Annotated in this window: 9 protein-coding genes; 7 read left to right on the forward strand and 2 right to left on the reverse strand. The window is 69.1% G+C overall.

Going from position 1 to position 12,623, the window contains the following annotated elements; translation table 11 throughout:
• Positions 1-185: 185 nt before the first annotated feature.
• The 4 genes from purT to DIE21_RS13085 all read left to right on the forward strand — a co-directional run bounded on the left by purT (position 186) and on the right by DIE21_RS13085 (position 4,080).
• Positions 186-1,400: a formate-dependent phosphoribosylglycinamide formyltransferase gene (gene purT / locus DIE21_RS13065; protein ID WP_124498108.1), complete on the forward strand. Its 1,215-nt coding sequence runs from the start codon at positions 186-188 to the stop codon at positions 1,398-1,400.
• 18 nt (positions 1,401-1,418) lie between these two features.
• Entirely contained in the window at positions 1,419-1,613 is a 195-nt protein-coding gene (locus DIE21_RS13070) for a DUF6726 family protein (protein WP_124498109.1), read from the forward strand.
• Positions 1,614-1,695: 82 nt separating this feature from the next.
• Positions 1,696-2,079 carry an MliC family protein gene (locus DIE21_RS13075; RefSeq protein ID WP_124498110.1) on the forward strand — a complete coding sequence of 128 codons (384 nt, stop codon included), beginning with the start codon at positions 1,696-1,698 and terminating at the stop codon, positions 2,077-2,079.
• A 432-nt stretch (positions 2,080-2,511) separates the two neighbouring features.
• The gene (locus DIE21_RS13085) at positions 2,512-4,080 is read left to right on the forward strand and encodes a DEAD/DEAH box helicase (RefSeq protein ID WP_124498111.1); all 1,569 of its coding nucleotides are present in this window, start codon (positions 2,512-2,514) and stop codon (positions 4,078-4,080) included.
• A gap of 128 nt (positions 4,081-4,208) precedes the next feature.
• Here the strand turns inward: DIE21_RS13085 and gluQRS are convergent, their stop codons facing one another.
• A complete protein-coding gene (gene gluQRS, locus DIE21_RS13090; protein ID WP_124498112.1) occupies positions 4,209-5,102 on the reverse strand; it encodes a tRNA glutamyl-Q(34) synthetase GluQRS in 894 nt (297 codons plus the stop codon).
• Positions 5,103-5,124: 22 nt separating this feature from the next.
• Complete coding sequence (locus tag DIE21_RS13095) at positions 5,125-5,982, reverse strand: sulfurtransferase (protein ID WP_124498113.1); 858 nt, start codon at positions 5,980-5,982, stop codon at positions 5,125-5,127.
• Positions 5,983-6,203: 221 nt separating this feature from the next.
• Between DIE21_RS13095 and dnaE the strand changes: the two genes are divergently transcribed.
• From dnaE to DIE21_RS13110, 3 genes are all read left to right on the forward strand, one after another.
• A complete protein-coding gene (dnaE, locus tag DIE21_RS13100; RefSeq protein WP_124498114.1) occupies positions 6,204-9,737 on the forward strand; it encodes a DNA polymerase III subunit alpha in 3,534 nt (1,177 codons plus the stop codon).
• Between the two features lie 311 nt (positions 9,738-10,048).
• Positions 10,049-11,143, forward strand: a complete 1,095-nt coding sequence (locus DIE21_RS13105) for a glycosyltransferase family 9 protein (protein ID WP_124498115.1) — start codon at positions 10,049-10,051, stop codon at positions 11,141-11,143.
• Positions 11,144-11,410: 267 nt separating this feature from the next.
• The gene (locus tag DIE21_RS13110; RefSeq protein ID WP_124498116.1) at positions 11,411-12,589 is read left to right on the forward strand and encodes a glycosyltransferase family 9 protein; all 1,179 of its coding nucleotides are present in this window, start codon (positions 11,411-11,413) and stop codon (positions 12,587-12,589) included.
• Positions 12,590-12,623 lie beyond the last annotated feature (34 nt).

Below are 12,623 nucleotides of genomic sequence, written 5' to 3' on the forward strand. Positions count from 1 at the left end.
ACGCACCCGCCCCGCGCGAGGCGAGCCGACACTTCGCGCGTGAAAACGTTCGCAGCCCGCCCGCGGGCCGCGCGCGGCGGGGCAGCGGCGCGACGAAACCGGCCGAACCGGTGCGGGTGCGCGTGGGGTGCGCGTGTTAACATCGAAGCCGTTTTCGTCCTCCAACAGAACCAGCGGGAAATCACATGCAGATCGGTCAGCGGCTCGGTACGCCGCTTTCTCCCTCGGCCACGCGCGTCATGCTGCTCGGCGCGGGCGAACTCGGCAAGGAAGTCATCATCGCGTTGCAGCGGCTCGGCGTCGAAGTCATCGCGGTCGACCGCTACCCGGACGCGCCGGGCCACCAGGTCGCGCATCGTGCGCACGTGATTGACATGACCGACGCCGCCGCGCTGCGCGCGGTCGTCGAGGCCGAGCGTCCGCACCTGATCGTGCCGGAGATCGAGGCGATCGCGACCGACGCGCTCGCGGCGATCGAGGCGGCCGGCCTGGCCGAGGTGATCCCGACCGCACGCGCGACGCAGCTCACGATGAACCGCGAAGGCATCCGCCGGCTCGCGGCCGAGGAGCTCGGGCTGGCAACTTCGCCGTACGCGTTCGCGGAGTCGTTCGACGCGTTCAGCGCGGCCGTCGCGCAGATCGGCATGCCGTGCGTCGTGAAGCCGGTGATGTCGTCGTCGGGCAAGGGGCAGTCGGTCGTGCGGACCGAAGCCGACGTGAAGCCCGCGTGGGACTACGCGATGGCGGGTGGCCGCGTGAACCACGGCCGCGTGATCGTCGAGGGCTTCATCGATTTCGACTACGAGATCACGCAGCTGACGGTGCGTGCGATCGACCCGGCGACGCTCGAGACGTGCACCTACTTCTGCGAGCCGGTCGGCCACGTGCAGGTGGCGGGCGACTACGTCGAATCGTGGCAGCCGCAGCCGATGAGCGCGCTCGCGCTGGAAAAGTCGCGCGAGATCGCGCACCGGGTGACCGAGGCGCTCGGCGGGCGCGGGATGTTCGGCGTCGAGCTGTTCGTGCGCGGCGACGACGTCTGGTTCTCCGAGGTGAGCCCGCGGCCGCACGATACCGGCCTCGTCACGCTCGCGTCGCAACGCCAGTCGGAGTTCGAACTGCACGCGCGCGCGATTCTCGGGCTGCCGGTCGATCCGACACTCGGTTCGCCGGCCGCGTCGGCGGTGATCTACGGCGGGCTCGACGAGCGCGGCATCGCGTTCGAGGGCGTGCGCGACGCGCTGGCCGTGCCGGGCGCCGACCTGCGCCTGTTCGGCAAGCCGGAAAGCTTTGCGAAGCGGCGCATGGGCGTCGCGCTCGCGACCGGCGCGACCGTCGACGAAGCCCGCGAACGCGCGAAGCGCGCCGCGGCGGCCGTGCGGCCCGTGTCGGCGTGCTGACCGGACCAGGAGAGAAAGATGGCGTCGGCATTGCGGCGGATCGGACGTATCGGGAAGCTCGGCGCCGCGCTGGCGCTGGTCGCGAGTCTCGCGGGGTGCGGCCTCGCGGCCGCGCCGTGCCGGGTCGTGTCGGCCGGGCTGAAGATCGTGCCGGTCGTCGGCCATGTGGCGGCCGCGCCGACCGACGCGTGCGCCGACGTCATCGATCCCTGAGCGACCAACCATCGACACATGACCAACGATGACAGCGCGCCCCGCGAGGGCGCGCTGTCACCCGTCCCGTGAGAGGACCTGCATGATTCGCCAAACCGTCACCGCGCTCGCGCTGGCCGGCACCGCCGTTTCCGTCGCGCATGCCGCGCAACTGACCGTCGAGGAAATCGACGCCGATGCGCGCCAGCAGACCGTCTATCAGTGCGCGAACCAGAAGCAGCCGGTACGCGTGTCGTACTGGCGCGCGGGCAACGGCCAGAGCTTCGCGCTGGTGCCGGTCAACGGGCAGCAGCTGTTGTTCGTCGACACCGTTTCGGCATCGGGCGTGCGCTACCAGGCCGGACGCTATACATGGTGGACGAAGGGCAAGGAAGGGACGCTGCGCGACGAGATCGCCGACCCGCATGCGGCACCGCTGCTTGGCGACTGCGTGCAGGTCGAGAAGAAGAAAAAGAACCAGGGCTGAGCGCTGCGCGCGATCGGATGCGTCATGCGAGCGTGCCGATCGCCGCAACCGGCGCGGCCAGCCGGGTAGGGTCCCGAACCCGACGGTGGCTCGGGCCGCGTCCCGGACTCGCTGGCCGCCTGGTGATTGTTCGATCGACGTGACCGGGATTTGACCCCGAATACCGGCCGTCGGCCGATGGGGATAGTCCGACTGCCCAACGCATCGCCCGCGCCCAGCCTGCCGGCGCATGCCGCGAACCGCCATCGGGGCTGTTCGCGGTGTTGTCACGGACAGATGGCCGCGCAGTGCTACAATACGCCCCTTTCCGCCGGCATTCGCGCCGAACGGAGTCCGCACGGCCTGTGGCGCCCGCTGTTCGAATCGAACCGGTCCCAAGCGCCAGAGCGGCGCCGCGCGGCGCGCCGCGGCTCCGTCTACTTCCGAAATGAGATGAGCGCAGGCCCGGCCGGCCTGACGCACGATGTCCCCGCCGCGCCTTTTGAGCGAAACGCCACCATGTCCGATTCTGTCGCCAAGCCAGCCGACGCAACCTTCGATCAATTCGGCCTCGCCGCCGATATCCTGAAAGCCATTGCGGAGCAGGGCTATACGACGCCGACGCCGATCCAGGCGCAGGCCATTCCGGTCGTGCTCGCCGGCCGCGACGTCATGGGCGCCGCGCAAACGGGTACCGGCAAGACCGCGAGCTTCTCGCTGCCGATCATCCAGCGGCTGCTGCCGCAGGCCAACACGAGCGCGTCCCCGGCGCGCCACCCGGTGCGCGCGCTGATCCTCACGCCGACCCGCGAACTCGCCGACCAGGTCGCCGCGAACGTGCACGCGTACGCGAAGCACACGCCGCTGCGCAGCGCGGTCGTGTTCGGCGGCGTCGACATGAATCCGCAGATGGCCGAGCTGCGCCGCGGCGTCGAGATCCTGATCGCGACGCCGGGCCGCCTGCTCGACCACGTGCAGCAAAAGACCGCGAACCTCGGCCAGGTCCAGATCCTCGTGCTCGACGAAGCCGACCGGATGCTCGACATGGGCTTCCTGCCCGACCTGCAGCGCATCCTGAACCTGCTGCCGAAGGAGCGCCAGACGTTGCTGTTCTCGGCGACGTTCTCGGGCGAAATCAAGAAGCTCGCGTCGACCTACCTGCGCAGCCCGCAGACGATCGAGGTCGCGCGCAGCAACTCGACCAACGCGAACGTCACGCAGATCGTCTACGACGTCGCCGAAGGCGACAAGCAGGCCGCCGTCGTGCAACTGCTGCGCGATCGCGGGCTCAAGCAGGTGATCGTGTTCTGCAACAGCAAGATCGGCGCGAGCCGGCTGGCCCGCAACCTCGAGCGCGACGGCGTGGTCGCATCGGCGATCCACGGCGACAAGACGCAGATCGAGCGGATGCAGGCACTCGACGCGTTCAAGCGCGGCGAGATCGAGGCGCTGGTCGCGACCGACGTGGCCGCGCGCGGTCTCGACATCGCCGAACTGCCGGCCGTGATCAACTTCGACCTGCCGTTCAACGCGGAAGACTACGTGCACCGGATCGGCCGCACGGGCCGCGCGGGCGCGACGGGCGATGCGCTGTCGCTGTGCAGCCCGAACGAGCGCAAGCAGCTCGCCGATATTGAAAATCTGATCAAGCGTCCGCTCGACGTGCAGACGCTCGCGCTCGACAAGCCGGCGCGTCATCGTCAAGACGACCGTGGCGGCGAGCGCAGTGAGCGCGGTGAGCGTAGCGAGCGCGGTGAGCGTAGCGGCGATCGCGGCGGCCGGCGCGAGCGCGACGAGCATCGCGGTGCGTCGGGGCGTCGTTCGGGCGGTTCCGAGCGCGGCCATCACCGTCGCCACGAGGCGCCGGTCGACGATTTCTTCCTGAAGCCGTACGAACCGTCGGCACCGGCGACGCAGCCGGAAGAGACGAAGTCCGCGCAGCAGCCCGAGAAGAAGGGGCCGAAGCGTCAGGTCGCCGCGCTGCTCGGCGGGTTCGGGATGCCGCGCAAGCCGTCGGCGTAAGCGGGCGGTTCAGGCGGTCGGTGCGGCGCGCGAGCGCTGCCGCACAAGCGGGTGCATGCGATGAGCATGTGCCCGTTTTTCATTGGGCGAGACGATGGCGAAGGGGCGAGAGGCGGCCTGCGGGCGATTCAACCGGCGCGCGGCCCGAAGCGCCGTGCCCACGCATCGGTCGCGGCCGCGTAGAACGCATCCAGCGTATCGCCCGGTGGGTCGCCATCGGCCGCAAGGCCGAGATGCGCGGCGGCCGCCCGCAGCGCCGGCAGCGGATCGTCGCGTTCGAGCGCGATCGCACCCGTCTGCTTGCTGAGCTTTTCGCCGTTCGCATCGACGACGACGGGCACATGCAGGTAGTCGGGCGTCGGCACGCCGAGACAGCGCTGCAGATAGATCTGGCGCGCGGTCGAATCGAGCAGGTCGGCGCCGCGCACGACGTGCGTGATGCCAGCGTCGGCATCGTCGACCACGACCGCGAGCTGATACGCCCATTGGCCGTCCGCACGCTTCAGCACGAAATCGCCGACGTCGGTCGCGAGGTTCTGCGCTTGCATGTGCTGCCAGCGGTCGTCGAACGTGACGATCGCATCGGCGCCGTCCGGCACGCGCAGCCGCCATGCACGCGCGGGCTTGCCGTGCAGGCCGGAGCGGCAGGTGCCCGGGTACGCGAGCGTCGTGTGGCGCTCGTGCGCGGCGCGCAGCGAATCGGCGATTTCCCTGCGCGTGCAGCCGCACGGGTAGACGAGCCCCGCGGCGACGAGCCGTTCGAGCGCGGCCGCATAGGCGGCATCGCGCGTGCTTTGCCAGACGGGCGGCTCGTCGGGCGTCATGCCGAAATGCGCGAGCGTCGCGAGGATGTCGTCGGCGGCACCGGGCACCGTGCGCGGGCCGTCGATGTCCTCGATGCGCACGAGCCACGCGCCGCCGTGTGCACGCGCGTCGAGCCAGCTCGCGAGCGCACCGACCAGCGAGCCGAAATGCAGCGGGCCGGTGGGCGACGGCGCGAAGCGGCCGCGGTAGCCGTTCATCGGGGCGCGGAGCGACGCGCGCTTACGCGGCGGCGCTGGCTGCCTGCGCGCAGGCCGGGCACGACTTGCCGGGCACGTAGCTCGGCGATTGCTGGGCTTCCGGCGTGACGACCGCGCGGCACGCGAAGCACGTGACGTTCTCGGTCGGCTGCAGCTGCGGGTTCAGCGCGGTGCGGTAGTCGAACACGAAGCAGTCGCCGTGATAGTGCGCGCCGCCGACTTCCTCGAAATACTTCAGGATTCCGCCCTCGAGCTGGTACACGTTCTCGATGCCGATTTCCTTCATGTGGATCGCCGCCTTCTCGCAGCGGATCCCGCCGGTGCAGAACGACACGACCGTCTTGCCCTCGAGATCGGCGCGGTTCGTGTCGATCACTTCCGGGAACTCGCTGAACTTGTCGATCCGGTAGTCGAGCGCGTCGTCGAACGTGCCGACGTCCACTTCGAATGCATTGCGCGTGTCGAGCATCACGACCGGGCGGCCGGCATCGTCGTGGCCGCGGTCGAGCCACGCCTTCAGCGTGCGCGCGTCGACCGACGGCGCGCGGCCGAGCTCGGGCTGGATCGCCGGCTTCTTCATCGTGATGATCTCGCGCTTCAGGCGCACGAGCATCCGCCGGAACGGCTGCGAATCGGACAGGCTCTCCTTGAACTGCAGCGTCGCGAACTTGCCTTCGAACAGCGGATCGTGGCGGATGTAGTCGATGAACGCATCGGCCGCTTCGCGCGGGCCGGCGATGAACAGGTTGATGCCTTCCGGCGCGAGCAGGATCGTGCCGCGCAGGCCGAGTTCGTTGCAGCGCGCGGTGACGAGCGGGCGCCATTGCTCGGTCGCGTCGAGCGACACGAAGTGGTAGGCGGCGAGGTTGACGATGGTCATGATGGTCCGACGGAAAACGGCCGCGGCCGTGCGGCGGGCGCACGGCGGCCCCGCAAAAAAGGGTGCGAAGCCGGGGCGATGATTCGAAAACCCGTATTATCCCGCAAACTGCGCATGCGCCGGCACCTGAGCGTTCGGCCGACGTCGCGGGCATCGGCCGAACGGCCGGGCGCGGGGATTTTTTGGGCAGCCTGCGCGACGACGCGGCTACAATAACGCCCATGTCAGATCCCCGCTTCGTCCATCTTCGCGTTCACTCCGAATTCTCGATTGCCGACGGCATCGTGCGTCTCGACGACATCGTCCAGGCGGCGGCCGCAGACGGCCAGGGCGCGCTCGCCCTCACCGATCTTGGCAACGCATTCGGCCTCGTCCGTTTCTACCAGGAAGCCCGCGGCAAGGGCATCAAGCCGATCGCCGGCTGCGACGTCTGGATCACCAATCCGGACGATCGCGACAAACCGTCGCGCCTGCTGCTGCTGGTGAAGGACAAGGTCGGCTACCTGAACCTGTGCGAGCTGCTGTCGAAGGCGTGGCTCACGAACCAGTACCGCGGCCGCGCGGAACTCGACGCGAGCTGGCTCGACGGCGAACTGTCGCAAGGGCTGCTCGCGCTGTCGGGCGCGCAGCAGGGCGATATCGGGCTCGCGTTCGCGGCCGGCAACGAGGAAGCCGCGCGCCGTCATGCCGAGCGCTGGGCGAAGGTGTTCCCGGGCGGTTTCTACATCGAGCTGCAGCGTTACGGCCAGCCGGGCGCCGAGGCGTACATCCAGCAGGCTGCGACGCTCGCCGCGTCGCTGAAGCTGCCGGTCGTCGCGACGCATCCGACGCAGTTCATGACCGACGACGATTTCACCGCGCACGAAGCGCGCGTGTGCATCTCGGAAGGCGACATGCTCGCGAATCCGCGGCGCCAGAAGCGCTTCACGACCGACCAGTACTTCCGCACGCAGGACGACATGGCCGCGCTGTTCGCCGACCTGCCGTCGGCGATCGCGAACACGGTCGAGATCGCGAAGCGCTGCAACCTGAAGCTCGAGCTCGGCAAGCCGAAGCTGCCGCTGTTCCCGACGCCGGACGGCATGTCGCTCGACGACTACCTGGTCCAGCTGTCGAAGGAAGGGCTCGAGAAGCGCCTCGAACAGCTGTATCCGGATGCCGCGGAGCGTGACGCGCAGCGCGACACGTACTACAAGCGGCTCGAATTCGAGTGCGGGACCATCACGAAGATGGGCTTCCCGGGCTACTTCCTGATCGTTGCCGACTTCATCAACTGGGCGAAGAACAACGGCGTGCCGGTCGGCCCGGGCCGCGGCTCGGGTGCCGGTTCGCTGGTCGCGTACGCGCTCGGCATCACCGATCTGGACCCGCTGCGCTACAACCTGCTGTTCGAGCGATTCCTGAATCCGGAGCGCGTGTCGATGCCCGACTTCGACATCGACTTCTGCCAGCACGGCCGCGATCGCGTGATCCAGTACGTGAAGGAGAAATACGGCGCGGACGCCGTGTCGCAGATCGCCACCTTCGGCACGATGGCCGCGAAGGCGGCCGTGCGCGACATCGGCCGCGTGCTCGATCTCGGCTACATGTTCACCGACGGCGTCGCGAAGCTGATCCCGTTCAAGCCGGGCAAGCACGTGACGATCGCCGACGCGATGAAGGAAGAGCCGCAACTGCAGGAGCGCTACGACCACGAGGACGAAGTGCACCAGCTGCTCGACCTCGCGCAGCGCGTCGAGGGCCTGACACGCAACGTCGGGATGCACGCGGGCGGCGTGCTGATCGCGCCCGGCAAGCTGACCGATTTCTGTCCGCTGTACACGCAGGGCGACGACGGCGGCGTCGTCAGCCAGTACGACAAGGACGACGTCGAAGCCGTCGGCCTCGTGAAGTTCGACTTTCTGGGTCTCACGACCCTGACGATCCTCGACTGGGCCGAGCGCTACATCCGGCGCCTCGATGCGTCGAAGGCCGACTGGTCGCTCGCGCAGGTGCCGCTCGACGATCCGGCATCGTTCCAGATCCTGAAGAAGGCCAACACGGTCGCCGTGTTCCAGCTGGAAAGCCGCGGGATGCAGGGCATGCTGAAGGACGCGCAGCCCGACCGCTTCGAGGACATCATCGCGCTCGTGTCGTTGTACCGTCCGGGCCCGATGGACCTGATCCCGAGCTTCTGCGCACGGAAGCACGGCCGCGAGAAGGTCGACTATCCGGATCCGCGCGTCGAACCCGTCCTGAAAGAGACCTACGGCATCATGGTCTATCAGGAGCAGGTGATGCAGATGGCGCAGATCATCGGCGGCTACTCGCTCGGCGGCGCCGACTTGCTGCGTCGCGCGATGGGCAAGAAGAAGCCCGAGGAGATGGCCAAGCACCGCGAGATCTTCGCCGAGGGTGCGGCGAAGAACGGCCTCACGCGCGAGAAGTCCGACGAGATCTTCGACTTGATGGAGAAGTTCGCGGGCTACGGCTTCAACAAGTCGCACGCGGCGGCCTACGCACTGCTCGCGTATTTCACCGCGTGGCTGAAGGCGCACCATCCGGCCGAATTCATGGCGGCCAACATGACGCTCGCGATGGACGACACCGACAAGGTGAAGATCCTGTTCGACGACTGCGTCGTGAACAACCTCGCGGTGCTGCCGCCGGACATCAACCAGTCGCATTACCGGTTCGAGCCGGTCGCCGAAGCCGACGGCAAGCGCTCGCGCACGATCCGCTACGGCCTCGGCGCAGTGAAGGGCAGCGGCCAGAACGCGATCGAGGAAATCCTGCGTGCGCGCGAGGAAAAGCCGTTCAGCGACCTGTTCGACTTCTGTGAGCGGATCGACCGGCGCGTCGTCAACCGCCGCACGGTCGAGGCGCTGATCCGCGCCGGCGCGTTCGATTCGCTGAACGCGAACCGCGCGCAGATGCTCGCGTCGGTGCCGCTCGCGATGGAAGCGGCCGAGCAGGCCGCGGCGAACGCGATGCAGGCTGGCCTGTTCGACATGGGGGCCGAGTCGCCGCACGCGCATGCGCTCGTCGACGAACCCGCGTGGGACGACAAGCGCCGCCTGCAGGAAGAGAAGGGCGCGCTCGGCTTCTACCTGTCAGGCCACCTGTTCGACGCGTATCGCGACGAAGTGCGCCGGTTCGTGCGGCAGAAGGTCGGGGACCTGAAGGAAGGGCGCGACAAGCTCGTCGCGGGCATCATCGCGTCGCTGCGCACGCAGATGACCCAACGCGGCAAGATGCTGATCGCATTGCTCGACGACGGTTCGGGCCAGTGCGAGATCACGATCTTCAACGAGCAGTTCGAGGCGAACAAGGCGCTGTTCAAGGAAGACGAGCTGCTGATCGTGCAGGGGCAGGCGCGCAACGACGCGTTCACCGGCGGCATCCGCTTCACGGCCGACACGGTGATGGATCTCGAGCGCGCGCGCAGCCGCTACGCGCAGGCGGTGCGGCTCACGATGAACGGTAATGCCGATGCGGCGGCGCTGCGCCGCGTGCTCGAGCCGCACGTGTCGAAGGACGATCCGGCGGCCGCGCCCGCGGTCGAGGCGCCCGCGCCGCGCGGCGGCGGGCGCGACGGCGGCCGTCGCCCGCAGGCACCGCTGCCGAACGGGCTCGCGGTCCAGGTTCACTACCGCAATGCGCGCGCGCAGGGCGAAATGCGTCTTGGCGACGCGTGGCGCGTGAAGCCGAGCGACACGCTGCTCGCGGAGCTGCGCGCGACATTCGACGGCAGCGTCGTCGAAATCACGTACTGACCGCGTCCCCACCTGACGGTGTCGCATCCGCGGCCCGTCGCATCGCCATCGTGCGGTGCGGCGGGCCGTTTTCATTTTGGCGGATGCTTGGGACTGTCATCCGGACGCTATACAATCCGTCGCGCACGACGCAGATGCGGCGCCGTCCGCGGGCCAGGCGGCATCGCGCGCTTGAAAACGGGGATGGTTCCACGCGGCGCGCCATGCAGCGCGGTGCCGCGAGCGACCACGCGACATGGCCGGCACGGACGGGGGCGCCAGGATGCCGGTCGGTACGCGACGATAAAAATGCCGATAGCTGGACCAAGACAATGGCCAACGGGAAACCGACGCGGCGGATCCTCGTGATCCGGATTGATTTTCTGGGCGACATGCTGTGCACGACCGCTTTCCTCGGCGCGCTGAAACAGCGCTGGCCGGACGCGGAACTGCACGTGGTCGCGAACCGCTACAACGCGGCCGCGCTGGCCGGCAACCCGGACGTGCACACGGTCCACACGTATGTGTACAGCCGTCAGTGCGAGCGCAACGACCGCCCCGGACGGATGCGCGCATTTTTCGACCGGCTGCGGCTCGTGCGCCGGCTGCGCCGCCTGCGGTTCGATCTCGTGGTCGTGCCGAACGGCGGCATGCATTGCAGCAGCATCCAGTTCGCGCGGCAGCTCGGCGTGAAGGATTGCCGCTGGCACGATGCCGATTCCGAATTCGACGATCGCCAGCCCGAACATGTCGCGTCGCGGCCGATATGCCATGAAGCGCTGTCGGGATTCCGGCTCGTGCCCGAACTCGGCCGCACCGGTCTCGACGGTCTCGCGCTGTCCGTCCACCCGGACCGCGCGCTGCAGGACACGTGGTATCGGCTGCTCGGGCCGCGCACGAAACCGCGCGTCGGGCTGTTCGTCTCGAACAAGGCGGCCGAGCGGCGCTGGCCGGCCGATCGCTGGCGCGACCTCGGCCGGCGGCTCGCGCCGGTCGCCGATGTGATCGTGTTCCGCGACCCCGCCGTGTCGGCCGGTGCCGACACCGACGGCGACGCGTGGCGGGACGTGAACGCCCGGCACGTCACGCCATCGTCGGTGGTCGAACTGGTGGCCGCCGCGAGCCTGCTCGACGCGATCGTGTCGGCCGACAGCGCCCCCGTGCATCTCGCGTCGGCGCTCGGCGTGCCGGTCGCCGGGCTGTTCGAGGACCGTCCCGAGAAATACCTGCGCTGGCATCCGCTCGGCGTGCCGCACGTGATCCTGCGGGCCGGCGCGACGGTCGATGCGATCGGCGTCGACGCGCTCGAGCGCGCGGTGCTGCATCTGTTGACGCCGGCCGGGCAGGCCGGCGACGCGACGAGCGCCGCGATGCCGCTGCCGGGTATCACGCTCGCGGCACCCGGGGTTGGCGCGATCGTTTCGTAGCGGCCCGGAACGCGGGCGGCGCCGGCATTGCCGGCACTGCCATTGGACGGGCAAGCGGGAGCAAACGCGCGCAAGGAGAAGCAGAGGCCGCAGGCCGCGTCGCGAGCGTCGCGTCGTTGCCGCGTTGCCGCAAAGGGCGGCACCGGCTACCGGCCGCCGCCGAGACGTGCCACCCACACCCGAAGCCCGCGCCCCGGCGCCACGCCATCGGCCGCAAAATCCTGTACATTGCGAGCCTTGTCCAGCCAGCTAGACGGAACGATCGCCGTGGCCCTGTTTTCTTCCGCCCGCCCGCCCAGAACCATCCTCGTCGCCGCACCGCGCCGCATCGGCGACGTGCTGCTGACGACGCCGCTCGTGCGTTCGCTGAAGGCGCGCTGGCCCGATGCACAGATCGACATGCTGGTGTTTCGCGGCACCGAGGGCGTGCTGGAGCACAACCCCGACGTGCGGCGCGTGATCGTCGTCGCGCAGCGCGCCGGGTTCCCGGAGCGGCTGCGCGATGCGCTGTCGATGTGGCGCCGCTACGATCTCGCGTGCGCGGCACTGAGCTCCGACCGGCCGCGCTTCTATAGCTGGTTCGCCGGCCGCAAGCGTGTCGGCCTCGTCGATCCGAACCGTGTCACGCTGCTTACGCGGATGATGCTGAACGGCATTGCGATCAATCACCACGAGTCCGCGCATACGGTCGTCAGCACGCTGGCGCTCGCGCCGGTGATCGGCATCGAGCCGGTGTCCGAGGTCGTCGCGCCGGGCATCGGCGACGATCCCGCGCGGCGCGCGCGATTCGACGCGTGGCTCGCGGAGTCGCCGGCCATCCGCGACGGCAAGCCGCTCGTCGTGCTGCATCCGTATCCGATGTTCCGCTACAAGCAATGGCGGCTTGAAGGCTGGGTCGAGATGATCGAATGGCTGCGCGCGCAGGGGTTCGCGATCGCGCTGTCGGGCGGCCCGGCCGATCGCGAGTGCGAGTACGCGGAGCAGGTCGCGGCCGAGGCGGGCGGCGACGTGCTGAACCTGGTCGGCCGTCTGACGTTTGGCGAAAGTGCGGAGCTGGTGCGGCGCGCGCGGCTGTTCATCGGGCCCGATACGGGCGCGACGCACGTCGCGGCCGCGACGGGCACCGACACGATCGCGCTGTTCGGTCCGTCCGACCCGGTGCGCTGGGGGCCGTGGCCGCAGCACTGGCCGCCGACCGAAAACCCGTGGGCGCTGCGCGGCTCCGCGCGGCACGGCAACGTGTGGCTGCTGCAGGGTGAGGGCGATTGCGTGCCGTGCCGGCACGAGGGCTGCGAGCGCCACGTCGACAGCCATAGCGACTGCCTCGTCAATCTTGGCACGCAGCGTGTGAAGGCGGCGGCGGCGGAGATGCTCGGGCTGAATCCGCCGGGCGCCGCCGACACGGTCGTCGACACGTCGCGGCTGCATCGCGCGCGCTCGGACTGACGCGCGAAAGCCGGCGTTTCCTGATTAGACAAGC

Origin of the sequence: Burkholderia sp. Bp9140 (assembly GCF_003853425.1) — a bacterium.
GTDB lineage: Bacteria > Pseudomonadota > Gammaproteobacteria > Burkholderiales > Burkholderiaceae > Burkholderia.

What these genes read in the sequence shown, in the direction of transcription:
- DIE21_RS13105 (WP_124498115.1), top strand. Translation starts at nt 10,049, where the DNA reads ATGGCCAACGGGAAACCGACGCGGCGGATCCTCGTGATCCGGATTGAT.
- DIE21_RS13085 (WP_124498111.1), top strand. Translation starts at nt 2,512, where the DNA reads ATGAGCGCAGGCCCGGCCGGCCTGACGCACGATGTCCCCGCCGCGCCT.
- dnaE (WP_124498114.1), top strand. Translation starts at nt 6,204, where the DNA reads ATGTCAGATCCCCGCTTCGTCCATCTTCGCGTTCACTCCGAATTCTCG.
- purT (WP_124498108.1), top strand. Translation starts at nt 186, where the DNA reads ATGCAGATCGGTCAGCGGCTCGGTACGCCGCTTTCTCCCTCGGCCACG.
- DIE21_RS13075 (WP_124498110.1), top strand. Translation starts at nt 1,696, where the DNA reads ATGATTCGCCAAACCGTCACCGCGCTCGCGCTGGCCGGCACCGCCGTT.
- gluQRS (WP_124498112.1), bottom strand. Translation starts at nt 5,102, where the DNA reads ATGAACGGCTACCGCGGCCGCTTCGCGCCGTCGCCCACCGGCCCGCTG.
- DIE21_RS13070 (WP_124498109.1), top strand. Translation starts at nt 1,419, where the DNA reads ATGGCGTCGGCATTGCGGCGGATCGGACGTATCGGGAAGCTCGGCGCC.
- DIE21_RS13095 (WP_124498113.1), bottom strand. Translation starts at nt 5,982, where the DNA reads ATGACCATCGTCAACCTCGCCGCCTACCACTTCGTGTCGCTCGACGCG.